This window comes from Psychrobacter sp. Ps2 (assembly GCF_022129405.1).
In the GTDB taxonomy this organism is placed as follows: Bacteria; Pseudomonadota; Gammaproteobacteria; order Pseudomonadales; family Moraxellaceae; genus Psychrobacter.
Map to the genome: position 1 here is coordinate 100,446 of NZ_JADQAM010000053.1, position 16,892 is coordinate 117,337.

Consider the following 16,892-nt stretch of genomic DNA (forward strand, 5'->3'; position numbering starts at 1 on the left):
GCAATACTTGCACCCTGCAATGTTGCTTCTCGCTACTATGATACTGCACATCGCTCATTACTCTATCGAGTACGACTGATGTACACATAAGGATTTGTTATGACCGACACTCAAAACGCCAACTCTTCAGCTCCTAAGCGCACGCCTCTTTACCAATCTCATATTGATAGTGAGGGCAAACTGGTCGATTTTTCTGGTTGGGAATTGCCCATTCATTACGGTTCACAAATCGAAGAGCACGAAGCGGTACGCACAGATGCAGGTATGTTTGATGTCTCACATATGGTTGTGACTGATATCAAAGGCGCTGATACCAAAGCATGGCTACAAAAACTGCTCGCAAACGATATCAACAAACTCACTACCGCTGGTAAAGCGCTGTACTCTGGCATGCTCAATGAGCAAGGCGGCATCATCGATGATTTGATCGTCTACCTGATGAATGCAGAAGAAACTGAGTACCGCATCGTCTCTAACGCAGCCACTCGTGACAAGGATTTAGCACAGTTTAATAAAGTCGCCGAAGGTTTCGATATTACGATTACCGAGCGACCTGAGCTTGCTATGCTTGCCGTGCAAGGTCCAAATGCTATTGCAAAACTGGCTCAGGCCAAACCAAGCTGGACAGATACCTTAGCATCACTAAAACCTTTCGTTGGTGCTGATTTGACCGATATCGAAGGCACTGATTGGTTTGTGGCTCGTACTGGCTATACTGGTGAAGATGGCGTCGAAGTCATTATGCATGCCGATGATGCCCCTGTTTTCTTTGAACAACTAAAAGGAAATGGTATCAAACCTGCTGGTCTTGGCGCACGTGATACCTTGCGTATGGAAGCGGGCATGAATCTTTACGGTCATGACATGGATGAGAATGTTAGCCCTTATGAGTGCAACATGGGCTGGACGCTTGCACTAAAAGACGATCGTGCCTTTGTCGGCCGTGAAGCATTGGTCAGCAAACGTAAGCAGTCAAAAGAAGACAACACTGCTATGAAGCAAGTGGGTCTGCTATTGACCACGCGTGGCGTATTGCGTGAAGGCATGACAGTGACTATCAATCAAGGCACTGATAACGAGCAAACTGGCATTATCACCAGCGGCACATTCTCCCCTAGCCTAAAAAATTCAATCGCGATTGCCCGTGTGCCTGCCAGCTTATCAGAAGATGACAGCGTACAAGTCGATCTACGCGGTAAAGGTAAGTTCGTCGATGTACGCGTATTGAAGCTACCTTTTGTCCGTAACGGCAAGCAACAGTTTGACTCTTAGGTCTTATAAATTCTATCATTAGAGCGCGTTGTCATTTTGCACGCAATTATAAAAATGGCAACACGCCTAGCCTCCATTATTTTTGTTAATTAACCTCTATCACTTAGGAGAGAGACCATGAGCAACATCCCAGCAGAGCTAAAATATATTGCGAGTCACGAGTGGCTACGCCTAGAAGACGACGGTACGATCACTGTTGGTATCACTGACCATGCTCAAGATCTATTGGGTGATGTGGTATTCGTTGAGCTACCAGATGTGGGCGATATCATCGCTGTCGATGACGAAATCTCAGTTGTTGAATCAGTAAAAGCGGCTTCTGACGTTTATGCCCCTATTTCAGGTGAAGTCATCGCTATTAACGAAGCACTAGAAGATGATCCTGAAATCATTAACTCTGACCCATACGGTGAAGGTTGGTTCTTCAGAATGAAGCCTGACAACATCGCTGATTACGAAGCACTAATGACTGCTGACGAGTACGAAAGCGACTTATAAGCTAAGCACGTAAGCTAATCATGCTCTCGCAAGACATTAACATTTGTAAGATATTAGCTCGTACAAAGCACTAGCCCCGACTAAACATAGATACTGGCAACAGCTGGTATCTATACTCCCTATTTAAACGATTTAAAAACCTTTCTCATTAAAAGTATTGTCTTAGTGACCATGCTTGTTATTTGAAAGCAGCTTTATATATAGATCTCCAACAATCATTATCGTCCGATGTTATTGCTACCAAGCGTTATCTCATTGACTCGTATTGATCACCTATTCGAATCCCAATGAATACGTGCTATCAATAACGACGCAAACTGATAACCCAATTCTCAGCATGGATCCTAATATGAATGCCAACACCGATAATAAAGACCCCATTGCCACACCAAACCATACGCCGCAGCTACAAGCGTTTCGCGATATCGTAGAGTCACGCCGTTCCGTGCGCCGTTTTACTGACACACCTATCCCTGACGACGTACTGGCAGACTGTCTGCGTTTGGCCATGCTAGCACCAAACTCTAGCAACCTACAGCCGTGGGAATTTTATGTTATCGATGATGCTGACAATCGCAAACGCGCCGTCAAAAACTGTATGAATCAAAACGCCGCAAAAACATCAGCCCGTTTGATTGCCATCGTTGCTCGTACTGATGTTTGGCACGATCACGCTAAGCAAGTATTGCGCGAATATCCTGATCAGCCAGTGCCAAAGAAAGTGAAAGACTACTACAACAAAGTCGTCACAATGGACTTTTTGCGCGGCCCAGCCAACGTGGTTTCGGCTGCAAAATGGGGCGCAACGCAAGTGGTCAGACGCGTAAAAGGCCCAATCAAATCGCCTTATTATACCTTTGAAGACACCAAAAACTGGGCAACCAATAACACCGCGCTTGCCGCCGAAAACCTGATGCTAGCATTACGCGCTCATGGTTTTGATAGCTGTCCTATGGGCGGCTTTGATGAGCCTGCCATGAAAGCGTTGCTCAATCTTAGCGACGACCATCATATCGTTATGATGCTTGGCGCAGGCGAGCGCGCTGACAGTGGCGTTTACAACACCCAGTTCCGCTTTGATCAAAAACAGTTTGTGCATTACGTATAACGTACCGCTCACATTATTCCCTTAATTGCTATTTTGTTTATTACTCCCTTAACCAAGGATTGTCATGACTATCTCTCAAAACCCATCGTTTGATACCTTTCAAGGATTGTTCAACGAAGCTGAATTTGTCTATCGCCACTTAGGTTCGAACGAAACCAAGCAAGCTGACCTACTCAGCGCTGTTGGTTATAAAGATATGCAAAGCTTTATCAATGACACTGTGCCTGAGCCAGTACGTCTGCACAAAGAGCTGGATTTGCCAGTGGCGATGAGTGAGCATGCGGCACTTGCCAAACTACGCACGATGGCAGATGACATCACTGTTAACAAAAGCTATATCGGTCAAGGCTACTCTCCGGTTCGTATGCCTGCCGTCATTCAGCGCAACGTCCTTGAAAATCCAGGCTGGTACACCGCCTATACCCCTTATCAAGCTGAAATCGCTCAAGGTCGTCTAGAAGCATTGCTGAACTTCCAACAAGTATGTATTGATCTAACAGGTCTTGAGCTGGCTGGTGCGTCATTGCTTGATGAAGCAACAGCAGCGGCAGAAGCGATGGCGATGTCAAAGCGTGTGAGCAAAAGCAAATCAACGCAGTATTTCGTCGACGAGCGTGTCTATCCGCAAACGCTAGATGTTATCAATACTCGTGCTAAATACTTTGGTTGGGAGGTGGTCGTTGGTGATTTTGAAACGGCTAAATCAGGCGATTATTTTGGTGCGCTATTCCAGTATGTCGGTGCTGAAGGTGACGTTAAAGACTTAACAGACGTCATCAGTGCAGTAAAAGAAAACAAAACTTACGTCAGTGTTGTCAGTGACATCATGAGCTTGGTGTTATTGAAATCACCAGCCGATATGGGTGCTGACGTAGCGCTAGGTAGTACTCAGCGTTTCGGTATTCCAATGGGCTTTGGTGGTCCACATGCCGCTTATTTTGCGTTCTCTGATAAAGCCAAGCGTTCAGCACCTGGTCGTATCATTGGCGTATCAAAAGACGCTCAAGGCAATACTGCATTACGTATGGCTCTACAAACGCGTGAGCAGCATATCCGCCGCGAAAAAGCCAACTCAAACATCTGTACCTCACAAGTATTACTAGCCAACCTCGCTGGTATGTACGCGGTATATCATGGTCCAGGCGGTGTAAAACGTATTGCCACTCGTATTCATGCTTTTGCCACTGCGTTTGCTGATGCTATCACAGAGTCTAACGACAGCAGCTTGAGCGTGGTACATGATCAATTCTTCGATACAGTTGTAGTTGATTGTGGTTCAGAGAAGCTTGCTACTCAAATTTTCAAAAATGCAGACAACGTTGGCTATAACTTATGGCGTCTAAGCGACACCAAATTGAGCGTTGCCTTTAGTGAAACCAGCGATCAACAAGACTTCAACACCTTGACTCAGCTATTCGTCAACAAGTCACACGATCTACCTGAAACAGCGCGCGTCTCTCTAGATAGCGCACACCTGCGTACGGATGATATCTTGACTCATCCAGTATTTAACTCGCATCACACCGAGCATGAAATGCTACGCTACCTAAAGTCGCTTGAAGACAAAGATTTGGCGATGAACCGCAGCATGATTTCACTGGGTAGCTGTACCATGAAGCTAAACGCCACCAGTGAGATGTTACCGATTACTTGGCCTGAGTTTGCCAATGTGCATCCCTTTGCACCGCGCGACCAAGTCACCGGCTATATCGCGATGATCGATAGCTTGCAAGACCAACTAAAAGCCATTACTGGTTTTGATGATGTATCTATGCAGCCAAACTCTGGTGCTTCTGGTGAATATGCTGGTCTGTTAGCGATTCGCCGTTATCATGAGTCATTGGGCGAGACCAATCGTGATGTGTGCTTGATTCCTCAGTCAGCGCACGGTACCAACCCTGCTACCGCCATGATGATGGGTATGAAAGTCGTCGTGGTCAAAACTGATGAAAACGGCAACGTCGATATCGATGATTTAACCGCTAAATGTGAAGAATACAGCGATCGCCTAGGTGCGCTAATGATCACTTATCCATCGACGCACGGTGTATTCGAAGAAGGCATCCGTCATATCTGTGATTTGACTCACAAACATGGCGGTCAGGTCTATATGGACGGCGCGAACATGAATGCTCAGGTAGGCATGATGCAGCCTGCAGACGTTGGTGCTGATGTATTGCACATGAACCTGCACAAAACCTTCTGCATCCCGCATGGCGGCGGTGGTCCAGGCATGGGTCCTATCGGTATGAAGGCGCATTTGGCAACGTTTATGGCCAACCATACCTTGAGCCCTGTACACAATGCACAAAAGGACTGCTCAGCAGTATCAGCAGCACCTTACGGTTCAGCGAGCATCTTGCCGATTTCGTGGATGTATATTGCTATGATGGGCCGTGATGGCTTACTAAAAGCAACGGAGCTGGCATTACTGAACGCCAACTACGTAGCAGCTGAGCTAAAAGGTCACTACCCTGTCTTGTATGCAGGCAAAAACGGCCGCGTAGCTCACGAATGTATCATCGATATTCGTCCGCTAAAAGAAGAGACTGGCATCACAGAAAGCGATATCGCTAAGCGCTTGATGGATTATGGTTTCCATTCACCAACGATGAGCTTCCCAGTCGCTGGCACGCTGATGATTGAGCCCACAGAGTCTGAGTCAAAAGAAGAGTTAGATCGTTTTATCAGCGCGCTGAAATCTATCAAAGCTGAAGCGATGAAAGCCAAAGCGGGCGAAGACAACTGGACGCTAGAAGACAATCCATTGGTCAATGCACCGCATACCGCAGCTATGATTACTGGTGAAGCGTGGACGCATCCATATAGCCGTGAGACTGCTGCATTCCCACTGCCGTACATCCGTGCAAACAAGTTCTGGCCAAGTGTGGCACGCGTCGATGATGCGTACGGTGACAAGAACCTTATGTGCTCTTGCCCAAGTATCGAAAACTATATGTAATTATCGTTTTCGATAATTGCTCGTTTATTTTATAAAAAACCGCCAAATCAGCGACTGATTTGGCGGTTTTGTTTTATGCATGCATTGTTAAATTTTTACACTATTAATGAGACTTAACCGCCCAACCAACCTTTATTCAGCCCGCATTCTATCCAGTTTATTTTTACTTTGATATTTGGGTTAGAGTAGAAAAATGCTCCGCCGCCAAGATAAAGCTCATCGCCAATCTTATAAGGCTTTCCTTCAAATAGTAATACTTCCTGAGCGTCATCCCATGAAAAAGACATATCCGCTAATACTAGCAGAAGACTATTATCTTTTGTCGGCACCTCGTCACTATCCCTAGTCAAAGCAAGGCAGTTATTGATAACTGTCAAATATCCCGCTGTCATCGCTGTAAATCGACCATTATATTTAGTTGGTGACCAAGTAGCAATTTGCAGAGGTGTCTTAGCTGGCATAGGTTCGTTTACTACTATCATTTCTGCCATCTCTATCTGAACAATTGGTAGTTTCTCCGCTCTATAAGTGGTACAACCTGACAGCGAAAAAATAGCTAACATTGAAATTAATAAACTTAGATAATTTGACAACCCTTACCCCTAAAGCGCTAATATAAGCAGACTACTTATTCGCTTGTTATAATAAACAAGCGTTGATAAAAGTTGTAATATTATTCACTTGGACACCGTTATGCAACAAAAAGAAATGGAACAAAAAGCGCCTAAACGAAAAAACCTTGTAATTTTGATACATGGCTTGCATCAAACAACTTGGATGATGCGTCCATTAGCGAAGCGTTTACAAGCGCAAGGCTTTGCCACCCATCAATACAGCTATCGCAGCATGCGCGACAGTATTAAAACTAACAGCCTGCGATTACATGAATGGCTGAGTGCCAACCACAACCCAGATCATCCTATAGATTTGGTTGGGCATAGCTTGGGTGGTTTGATCATTCGTGATTTTGTCGCTCAGTATCCAAAATGGCAAATTGGACGTTGCGTGACGCTAGGGACACCACATATAGGTAGTGTTTGTGCAGATTATATCTGGCGATTAACTCCTGCTGTCGTAGGTCGCTCGTATGTCGACGCCCTCGACGGCACAGTCGCGCCATTGCCCAAACATGTAACGCTAGGCGTTATCGCTGGCAACCGCCCTTATGGTCTAGGTCAGCTATTCTTACAATATCATAATCGCAAACTGCGCAAATCTGACAAGCCACCCCTTAACGAGCAGCTTGCACATGACGGGACAGTATATATAGAGGAGACGAAAATAGAGTCTGCAGCTGATCATATCATCATGCCAGTCTCACATACTGGCATGCTAGTAAATCCAGAGGTCGCCGAGCAGACTCGATACTTTTTAGAGCATGGACGATTTAAACGCTAAGAGCTGTATGAATACTTGAAGGTCAGTTTTCAGTCTTATCGAACGATTTCTTGTTAAACGGTGCCTTATTAAACACCGTATTATCGAACGATTCCTTATTGAACACGAATACCCATGCCCTGCTGCAGTTCGGTTTTATGCTTTTTGATGACTGGAATTAAGATTTTAACAACCCAATCGTTACGCCAACCTTTTAGCCCTTGCGGCAGTTCGCTCACGTCTTTATCAAGAGCAACCACTTCATATAATTGCCCTAGCCATTTTTTGCGCATCAATACGCTAGCAGGTATACCGATTTCGCGCGCATGCTCATCAATCGCTTGCTGCACTGCTTTCGATAATACTTTGTTTTTTGAGCGATATGGTGGCACTAGACAGTCTGGATGCTCTGTAGGGGGTAGACTCTTGGCATCTCTGATTACTTTCAGCAGCTCTTCGCCATATAGTCGCAGCATACTACGGTGCATGGTCGTTTTATGTGCCAGCTCGCGCATACTGTTTGGCTTTTCAGTGACAATCTCACGTACTGCTTGTTTTTTTATCACAAAGGTACGGGGTTGATTGGTCGCACGTGCCAGCTCTTCTCGCCATGTAGCCACTCCTTTGAGTATCGCCATTTGCTGCGAGTTATAGCGATAATCTGCCATCGTTAGATACATCGCTTCATCTTCGACGTGTTGCGTATCATACAAATCACTGGCATAGAGCTGACAGTCGGCCCAGACATAATCATATAAACCTTGCGCCTTAAGCTCATGCTCGATACTGAGATACAGCGCTGGCAAATAACGCACATCATCGATGGCATATTGCTCTTGCTCATCTGTCAACGGACGCTGGAGCCAGTCAGACTGGCTGTGTTCTTTATCAATATGCATATCTAGCTGATCAGCCAATGCTTGCTGATACCCCATTTGCAATTGGTCCGTTAGATAAGACAACGCAATTTGCGTATCGAAGATATTGGTCAACGGTGGGCAGCCAGACAACAGATAAAAAATGCCCAAATCTTCGCCGCAAGCGTGCCAGATAGCCACATCTACTTTGCGTAGCGCTTCCCACAGCTCAGCCAGTTGTAGCTGCGGTGCATCCAGTAGATAAACATGATTGCCAGTATTTAATTGCACCAGTGCCAAACGCGGGTAATAGGTGTCACGCTTGATAAACTCAGTATCTAAGGCCACGCGTCCGCAAGTCGCTAAGGCATCAATAACCTCATCTAAATCGCCTTGCTTACGTACCCATGTAATAGCAACGTCATCAGCAATATCCAATAGTGCATCAATATCTAGCACCTCAGCATCTGGAGTATTAGACACTGACTCAGATGAAGTGGCTGCTGACATTGGCTCAGTATTAGCGGCTTCTTGTAATGAGCCATCATTGATATCAGCAGCATTTGTTTGAGCTGAAGCGTTTGAAACGTTATTGGACACGGGCAGATACCTGCATAAATAGGAGAAAATAAAACGCTAAACCGCGCCTTAATAAAATTAAAAGATAAACAATAATAAAGTAATTATAGCAATTCCAAGAAATGAATTGGGTAAGACTTTGAAGCAATCAAAACATTATAAAAAAGAACGATTTTGCATGGCTTGACCAAGCGTCATACTATCCAGATACTCAAGCTCGCCACCCATCGGTACACCTTGTGCTAAACGCGTCACTTTATTGACATGACGACTGACAGCCTCACTAATAAAGTGCGCCGTAGTCTGACCTTCGACAGTCGTACCTGTTGCCAGTATCAGCTCTTCGACAGGTTCTTGCTTCACTCGCCATACGAGCTGATCAATATTTAAGTCGTCGGCGCTGACACCATCAATTGGCGATAGATGCCCGCCCAATACAAAATAACGACCACGGTAACCAGCTGTCTGTTCAATCGCCATCACATCTGCTGCTGTCTCGACCACGCATAGCAGACTGTCATCACGTCTAACATCTTGGCATAGCGGACATACAGCCTCATCACTAAAGCTATGGCAACGCTGACATTCAACAATATCACGCATGGCTTCATCTAGTGCTTGGGCGAGTGCCATGCCTTGTGGGCGTTTTTTACTGAGCAGATGTAGCGCCATTCGTTGGGCACTTTTTTGACCGACGCCTGGCAATATACGCAGCTGTTTGACCAGCTGATCAAATTTGGCTGTAAGCAAAGTAGCTTCCTTTAGTTGACTTTATCTAACTGAATTTATAAATCGTAGCTATAAAAATGGGGTCGTATCGTGTCGATAACAACCCCATTTTTGTCTTCAGTATGAAGTATTTAGTGCTTAAAACATGCCTTGCATACCTGGTGGCAGACCCATACCTGAAGTCGCGCCAGCCATCGTTTCTTCATACAGTGCATCTGCTTGACGAACCGCATCATTGATAGCAGCAGCGATAAGATCTTCGATCATATCTGGCTCATCTTCTAGCAGACTTGGATCAATAGTCAAACGCTTAACCACATGGCGACCAGTCATCGTTACTTTAACCAGACCACTGCCCGCTTCGGCTTGTACTTCTTTGTTAGCAAGCTCTTTTTTAGCGTTCTCAACGTTTGCTTCTACTTTCTTTTGCATCGTTTGTGCTTGTTGCATCAATGCTTGAATGTTCATAGTTGCCTCTTTTGTTATTTATGGTTTGTATTTTATGCTAGTGCGTATAGTAATGAATAATTAACAACGTAAAGTTAATGCAATGCGTTAGTGCAGATTATACCGTTATCTTTATAAACTGTCTAAACCACGTGCTAAGTCTTTGATAATATCGTCTACATCTTCTAGACCTACCGACAGACGAATCAGGCCATCTTTAACGCCAGCTTCAGCACGCGCCTCAGCACTCAGGCGAAAATGTGTGGTCGTCGCAGGATGGGTAATCGTGGTTTTGGCATCACCCAAATTATTGGTGATAGAAACCATTCGAGTTGAGTCAATCACGTGCCACGCAGCCGCTTTTGAGTCAAGGCTAGCAGATGGCTTAACTTCAAAGCCCATGATAGCACCATAGCCATCTTTCATATGATGCTGACGTGTGGCAAGCTCATGCGCGGGGTGATCACTCAAGCCTGAGAAATGTACCGTGCTCACATTAGGATGATTGACCAAGAATTCTGCCACTTGATTGGCATTTTGGCAGTGTGCTTGCATACGTAATTTAAGTGTCTCAAGCCCCTTGGTAAATACCCAAGCATTAAATGGACTCATGCTGATACCGCCTGAGCGCACAACAGTAAACGCTTCTTGCATCAGCTCATCACTGCCGACTAACGCACCGCCCAGCACTCGACCCTGTCCATCCAAATATTTGGTCGCAGAGTGAATGACCACATCCGCACCCAAATCTAATGGGCGCTGCAATGCTGGCGTCGCAAAGCAGTTATCAACGACGAGTAATATGTCATTTGCTTTGCATAGCTGACTCAGATAGCCGATATCGCAAATCTGCGCCAATGGATTACTTGGACTTTCACAATAGATCACTTTGGTATTTGGTTGAACCGCATTAGCCCATGCGTCATTGTCGAAGCAATCAACATAGCTGACTTCAACACCGAATTTGGCCATATAGTTGTTGAATAAACCGATAGATGAGCCAAATAACTGGTTGGCCGCAAGCAAATGGTCGCCCGCTTTAAGATATGCCAAGCACATGGTCAAAATTGCACCCATACCAGAAGCAGTCGCCACCGCACGCGCGCCATTTTCTAATGCTGCTAGACGGCGCTCAAAGGTGCGTACGCTTGGGTTGGTATGACGAGAGTAGACATTGCCCGTCTTCTCTCCATTGAAATGCGCGGCGGCATCGGCAGCTGAGGTGTAAACATAAGAGCTGGTGGTAAAAATAGCTTCTGAGTGTTCGCCCTCATCCGTGCGATGTTGACCTGCCCGCACTGCAATGGTTTGCATGCCATAGTCCAGATCTAAATCTAGCGCATCGTTACGCCAGTTTGGATCTAACCCATCGTTTGATTTTTTTTGGTTCAAACTGCTCTCATCATGGTTTTGCGACTGACTCATAAACGTTCCGTTACTTTGGTTAGTATTTTATAGGGTGATATTTTAATTAAGGTAAAATGACTGCTTATTCTTCTGATTATCGACCAAATTTATCAGCGTTATCATATCATGTCGACTTATTCCGCACAGCTGGTTTCAGATAGCCACTAAATATTATTTTTGCATACCTAAAAACCCCAAATACTAACGTATTAAATGTCGCCACATATATAGTTAAACACTACTTAAAAAACAATGGTTTCGTGCGCTAAATCTAACAAAAATAACGTATTTATAATAGGCAGATATCACAACAGCTGTTAAGCTAGCGACGATTTGAATTTTGGCGTTGGTGATATTTTTATAGACCGTCCAATCGATGCTATCATCCTTAAAAATAGATGAACAATTTCAGCAAATTACTTATCCATGCATTTTATTTATCAGTATATTTAGGCTCATCAAGGTAAATTCGTTATGTCGATGTTCAGTATAGAACCAAGCAGCTTATCGTTGAGTCTGACACTTGGGCTGACTTTAGGTCTGAGCGCTTGCCAGAGCCTACCCAAACAGCCTCACCTGCCTGAGAGTCAAGCATTATCAGCGCGAGTCAATGCTTTATACCAACAAGAAGACAGCCCAAAGATTGAGCAAAATACAGCGACTACAACCAACAATACTGATCTAGTGGCCGCTGTTAGTGCGCAGAATGAAATTCATCCTGATTTGTCAGGCTATCATCCGATCGTCACTGGGGCAAATGCGTTTGCCGCCCGTAGTATGTTAACAGGTATGGCCACGCGCAATATCGATGCGCAGTATTATATTTGGCATAATGATCAGGCTGGCCAACTGCTATTAAAAGACTTGTGGGAAGCGGCTGAGCGCGGTGTGATCGTGCGTTTGTTGTTGGATGATTTTAATAACAGTGCAAAGTTTGATCAGCACCTATTACGTTTTGCGAGCCACCCTAATATCGCGGTGCGTATCATCAACCCATTAATGCACCGTAAGTTTTCAACATTGAACTACGTCACAGGTTTGCCGCGTATCAATCGCCGTATGCACAATAAAAGCATGACGTTTGATAAACAGATTACCATTATCGGCGGACGTAATATCGGTAATGAGTACCTGAGTAACGATCAAAGCAGCCAGTTTGCGGATTTGGATGTTTTACTGATTGGTAAAGTCGTCGCAGACATTGATGATAGCTTTGCCAGTTACTGGTCATCGCCGCTGTCGTTTGACATCGAAACTTTAGCCAAGTTCGACGATGACGTCACGCCTGATTTTTTGAAGGCATTAGACAAGCTGGGTATAGATGAGGAAAATAACGAAGGCAGTAGCTTGACGGTTTATAAAGCCGCCATCAAAGACTCGACGATAGACACTGATCTGATCAACAAACGCGTGCCGTTTCGTTGGACAGACATGCAGTTTTTGAGTGACGATGTTGGCAAGCTGTCCAAAAGCGTCTCATCTGAGACCAACTTAGTGCATCAACTGCGTAACTTGCTTGGTAGCCCAACTAAGAAATTGACGATTATTTCTTCTTATTTTGTACCGACCAAAGATGGGGTCGATACTTTGGTGAAGCTCGCCGAATCTGGCGTTGATATCAAAATATTAACCAACTCATTTGATGCAACCGACGTGACCGCTGTTCATTCTGGTTATAGTCAATGGCGCCCTAGCCTGCTGCGGTCAGGCGTAAAAATATACGAGCTAAAATCAACGGCAGCTGAAGAAAAACGTGACAATAAACTCTGGCGTGCACGCAGTCAGTCATCAACCAGCCTACATGCAAAAACGTTTGCGGTAGACGACTATCAAGTGTTTATCGGCTCCTACAACGTTGACCCTCGGTCTGCCAATATCAATACTGAAATGGGTGTAATCATCAATGATGATGAGTTGGCAAGACAGCTGCACGGGGCGCTGAGTGATGATTTACTAAACCAAGCTTATGAAGTTAAGCTGCTAGACAACGGTAGCTTGGAGTGGCACACCATGGAAGATGGCAAAGAAGTCGTTTACGAGTCAGAGCCACGGGTCGATATGAGTGATCATATCTGGCTTACTATTATGTCTTGGTTACCCATTGACTGGCTACTGTAATATGTAAACTCTTTTCTAAATAGTCCCTAAAATTGCAGGATGTGCAGTTTTGCTTTTGTTAAAAGCCAAATCCTGTAATCAAAGTTCTTATTACAATACACAAAATTACTGTTCCGGCGAATCATTGTTTATATACTTTGATTTGCCGGTTTTTATCATGGCCGATTATCTAAACGATGATCGTCTTAATGACCACTTTACTCCGTGGATGCGTGATCTATTATGCCGACTCGTTCTCAATACGCCCTGATGTCTAAAAAAGACAAAAATACAGTCATATTCGTAAGCTTTATCAGCGCTGTAATCTTTTTTGATTTCTTGATTTATTTGTACATTGCAGACATTGTCTCAGCTGCTATTTTTCCCGCTAATAACGATCCTACGGTTGCTAAGCTGCAAGGAATGGGGCTGTTTGTCATTGGTTACTTGGCTCGGCCATTTGGTGGTATTCTGTTCGGGCGTTATGGTGATCTCAAAGGTCGAAAGCCGACCTTTTTCCTGAGCATAATCGTTACGGCAGGTAGCTTGCTCGCAATGGCGTGTCTGCCTACTTATGCGCAGTGGGGTGCGCTTGCACCTGCGTTATTCATATTGCTGAGAATCATACAAGGTATGGCATTTGGTCTTTACGCACCGCTATCTTGGGTATTTGTGGCGGAGCATGTCCCTCGGCAGTATTTGTCAGTGGCTTGTAGCTACGTTACGGCTAGCTTTTTGGTAGGTGTACTGTTCTCTAATGCGTTTTTTCTGTGGCTGACTGACTTTATGACCACCGTACAGCTGACTGATTATGGCTGGCGTTTGCCGTTTTTTGTTGGCGCCTTACTAACCTGTCTGCCATTGTTGGTATGGCGATTGGTTAAAGAAACTCCGTTTTTCTTGGCGTTAGATAAGCCAAAAACTGGTAAGAATCTAGGTAGACCATTTACGGTATTATTCAAGCGCTGCAAACACTCTATCTTTGTCAGTATGGTACTGACTATAGTGATATCTAGTATCACCTCTGTCATTGTCCTACTACTGCCAGAACTAATAGAAATCAACTTTACTTTAGACAGTGATTTGTTTAGCTTTTCTCATAGCTTGGGCATCGTATTTATGGTTCTTGGCTGTGTCTTTTATGGCATGATCTCGACCCATGAGAACTTTGGTAAAATTTTGGTCATTGGTTCTGTTTTACTTATCGCTCAAACACTGGCGTTCTTTTATCATCTGCAGGCGGGTGGCGACTATATCTTAATCATGTATGCATTGCTAGGGTTCTGTGCCGGTATCGTGGGCATGATCCCTGCCATTTTAGTGCAGCTATTTCCGACCAATGTACGTCTCACCGGCATTTCTTTTTGTTATAATATTACCTACGGTATCGTGGGTGTGCTGATACCCTTTGGTCTTGGTTACGCCACGACACTCATCAGTTTCTCGCCAGCGCTATATATTGCCTTTGTGGGCTCTATCGGTATTATTATGGGGCTTTATTTCTATAATTTGCCTGAATTCAAAAAGATTGATCATGTTATTTTATAAATAATAGATCAGTCACTAATTCGAACGATGTTTAAAACTAAGGTGCAATGAGATATCTCATTGCACCTTATCCATTTGTTTAAGACACAGATATTAAGGCTTGATAACCATGGTTGATATGACCAACAAACGCCTCTCTGTTGCGCCAATGATTGATTGGACAACGACAGACTATCGTTACTTTGCGCGACTATTTAACCCGCACACGTACCTGTATACCGAAATGATTAGCACCGGTGCATTGATACACGGTAACCGCGCACGTCACCTACGCTTTGACACACTTGAGCATCCACTGGTATTGCAGCTTGGCGGAGCAGATATCAGTGAGATGACACAATGCGCAGAGTTTGCTCAGCAATATGGCTATGACGAGGTCAATATCAATGTTGGCTGCCCCTCAGATCGCGTACAGCACAATAAGATAGGTGCCTGTCTGATGGCAGAACCTCAGACCGTCGCTGACTTGGTCAAGCATATGCAAGCCGCAGTCGATATTCCAGTGACGGTCAAGCATCGTATTGGCATCGATGACTTTGATAGTTATGAGTTTATGGTGGACTTTGTGCAGACAGTCGCAGCGGCAGGTTGTACCCGCTTTATCGTACATGCGCGTACGGCATGGTTGCAGGGGCTCAGCCCTAAGCAAAACCGTGAGATACCACCGCTACGTTACGATGATGTGTACCGTCTAAAGCAGGACTTCCCTGAGCTGGATATTGAAATCAATGGCGGTATCGATACAATTGAAGATATAAAAATGCATTTGCAACATATCGATGGCGTGATGATTGGTCGGGCGTTTTATCACAATCCGTATCTATTAGCAGAGGCCAATAGCTTATGGAATGAGGCAACTCCTGAGACAATACCTAAGCGCTCGGAGATTTTAGCGCAGCTTTATCCCTATCTCGAAGAACAACTCGCAAAAGGCGAAGCACTACCTACGATGACAAGACATTATTTGGGACTTTTCCAAGGTCTGATGGGCGCGCGTAAGTGGCGTCAAGCATTGAGCGGCAAACCTCAGCTTACGATTGATGATATTAAGCGAGCGGCCGATGAAGTGCTATCGTTAAATCCTGATGCATAATTCTAACACGTAGCCAAATTTTGATATCTAACTGGCTCGATAGAATTTACATGCCAGCCATCGTTGTGGTCAGCATTTTATCTACGCCGCTTGCACAATATACTGCCACATCGCTGCACCATTATTGACAATGTGCAGTACGATTGGCAGTAATAGCGAGCCTGACTTAATCCGTGCATAGCAAAATATGAATGCCAAAACCACAATAGTACTGATTTCATAAATGCCATACTGCACATGGATAGTGGCAAATATCAAACTGGTCACGATACTTGCTACTATCGCACCGTGATGCACAGAGTATGACGGTGCGGTGAACTGCTCTTTGATGGCTGACCATAATATGCCACGAAAAACCACTTCTTCGTAAATAGGTGCAACCACGACCATTGCAAAGACCAGCAGCCACACTGAACTAACAGACTGATACAACGGATCTACAAATACCAGCGGCGTCATGTCCAGCATATAAGTCAGCGCCTGACTGACTATCATAAATATCAACAGCAATCCTAGCATGCCCATACCTACCGTAAATGAAAACGGCTTTAATGCTAAATACTGTCGCCATTCCCCGCCTTTTATACGAATAATGAGAACACTGGTTGTCATCAGCAGCACGCAGCCTATGAGTATTGATAAGCTCACGACTGTTCCATCGTTACTGCCAAAAAAGAAGATATCGCCCATCGAAGCATTTTTGGTCGCAGGTAATACCAGCTTGCCAGCGCTATAGACGCCTACCAATTGACTGATAAAAAACGCAAGCACCATCCCTACCGTCAGCATAAATGTACCAACGCGTGAAAATAACGGCGGACGCTCAGGCGAGGTTGCGATATCTGGTAAAGCTATCACGTTTTTTGGCATATATATGTCACTTAAAAAATACGCTGTCAGCTTGTATTAGACACAAGC

Annotated in this window: 14 protein-coding genes; 8 read left to right on the forward strand and 6 right to left on the reverse strand. The window is 44.8% G+C overall.

Annotated elements, in window-relative coordinates; translation table 11 throughout:
• Positions 1 to 99: 99 nt before the first annotated feature.
• From gcvT to gcvP, 4 genes are all read left to right on the forward strand, one after another.
• Complete coding sequence (gene gcvT, locus I3254_RS07875; RefSeq protein WP_238052392.1) at positions 100 to 1,272, forward strand: glycine cleavage system aminomethyltransferase GcvT; 1,173 nt, start codon at positions 100 to 102, stop codon at positions 1,270 to 1,272.
• Between the two features lie 117 nt (positions 1,273 to 1,389).
• Positions 1,390 to 1,770, forward strand: coding sequence for a glycine cleavage system protein GcvH (gene gcvH, locus I3254_RS07880; protein ID WP_057760766.1), 381 nt, complete (start codon positions 1,390 to 1,392; stop codon positions 1,768 to 1,770).
• Positions 1,771 to 2,119: 349 nt separating this feature from the next.
• Positions 2,120 to 2,878 (forward strand): nitroreductase family protein, encoded by a 759-nt coding sequence (locus I3254_RS07885; protein WP_102092319.1) that lies wholly within the window; start codon positions 2,120 to 2,122, stop codon positions 2,876 to 2,878.
• Between the two features lie 64 nt (positions 2,879 to 2,942).
• The gene (gene gcvP / locus I3254_RS07890) at positions 2,943 to 5,840 is read left to right on the forward strand and encodes an aminomethyl-transferring glycine dehydrogenase (RefSeq protein ID WP_238052394.1); all 2,898 of its coding nucleotides are present in this window, start codon (positions 2,943 to 2,945) and stop codon (positions 5,838 to 5,840) included.
• A gap of 113 nt (positions 5,841 to 5,953) precedes the next feature.
• Here gcvP and I3254_RS07895 read toward each other — a convergent pair whose 3' ends face one another.
• On the reverse strand, positions 5,954 to 6,433 hold the full coding sequence (locus tag I3254_RS07895; protein WP_238052396.1) for a hypothetical protein: 480 nt from the start codon (positions 6,431 to 6,433) through the stop codon (positions 5,954 to 5,956).
• Positions 6,434 to 6,533: 100 nt separating this feature from the next.
• On the opposite strand from I3254_RS07895, the gene I3254_RS07900 reads away from it, so the two are divergent.
• Positions 6,534 to 7,238, forward strand: coding sequence for an alpha/beta fold hydrolase (locus I3254_RS07900; RefSeq protein ID WP_238052397.1), 705 nt, complete (start codon positions 6,534 to 6,536; stop codon positions 7,236 to 7,238).
• 95 nt (positions 7,239 to 7,333) lie between these two features.
• Here I3254_RS07900 and I3254_RS07905 read toward each other — a convergent pair whose 3' ends face one another.
• The 4 genes from I3254_RS07905 to I3254_RS07920 all read right to left on the reverse strand — a co-directional run bounded on the left by I3254_RS07905 (position 7,334) and on the right by I3254_RS07920 (position 11,254).
• Positions 7,334 to 8,674 (reverse strand): HRDC domain-containing protein, encoded by a 1,341-nt coding sequence (locus I3254_RS07905; RefSeq protein ID WP_238052401.1) that lies wholly within the window; start codon positions 8,672 to 8,674, stop codon positions 7,334 to 7,336.
• 135 nt (positions 8,675 to 8,809) lie between these two features.
• Entirely contained in the window at positions 8,810 to 9,403 is a 594-nt protein-coding gene (recR, locus tag I3254_RS07910; RefSeq protein ID WP_057760773.1) for a recombination mediator RecR, read from the reverse strand.
• 117 nt (positions 9,404 to 9,520) lie between these two features.
• Positions 9,521 to 9,850 carry a YbaB/EbfC family nucleoid-associated protein gene (locus I3254_RS07915; RefSeq protein WP_045445429.1) on the reverse strand — a complete coding sequence of 110 codons (330 nt, stop codon included), beginning with the start codon at positions 9,848 to 9,850 and terminating at the stop codon, positions 9,521 to 9,523.
• 111 nt (positions 9,851 to 9,961) lie between these two features.
• Positions 9,962 to 11,254, reverse strand: a complete 1,293-nt coding sequence (locus I3254_RS07920; RefSeq protein ID WP_238052402.1) for an O-succinylhomoserine sulfhydrylase — start codon at positions 11,252 to 11,254, stop codon at positions 9,962 to 9,964.
• 456 nt (positions 11,255 to 11,710) lie between these two features.
• Here I3254_RS07920 and I3254_RS07925 point away from each other — a divergent pair, with 456 nt between their 5' ends.
• From I3254_RS07925 to dusA, 3 genes are all read left to right on the forward strand, one after another.
• Positions 11,711 to 13,354, forward strand: coding sequence for a phospholipase D family protein (locus I3254_RS07925; RefSeq protein ID WP_238052403.1), 1,644 nt, complete (start codon positions 11,711 to 11,713; stop codon positions 13,352 to 13,354).
• 222 nt (positions 13,355 to 13,576) lie between these two features.
• Positions 13,577 to 14,881 (forward strand): MFS transporter, encoded by a 1,305-nt coding sequence (locus I3254_RS07930; RefSeq protein WP_238052405.1) that lies wholly within the window; start codon positions 13,577 to 13,579, stop codon positions 14,879 to 14,881.
• A gap of 109 nt (positions 14,882 to 14,990) precedes the next feature.
• Positions 14,991 to 15,974 carry a tRNA dihydrouridine(20/20a) synthase DusA gene (gene dusA, locus I3254_RS07935; protein ID WP_238052407.1) on the forward strand — a complete coding sequence of 328 codons (984 nt, stop codon included), beginning with the start codon at positions 14,991 to 14,993 and terminating at the stop codon, positions 15,972 to 15,974.
• 81 nt (positions 15,975 to 16,055) lie between these two features.
• Here dusA and I3254_RS07940 read toward each other — a convergent pair whose 3' ends face one another.
• A complete protein-coding gene (locus tag I3254_RS07940) occupies positions 16,056 to 16,844 on the reverse strand; it encodes a CPBP family intramembrane glutamic endopeptidase (RefSeq protein ID WP_238052408.1) in 789 nt (262 codons plus the stop codon).
• Positions 16,845 to 16,892: the final 48 nt, after the last annotated feature.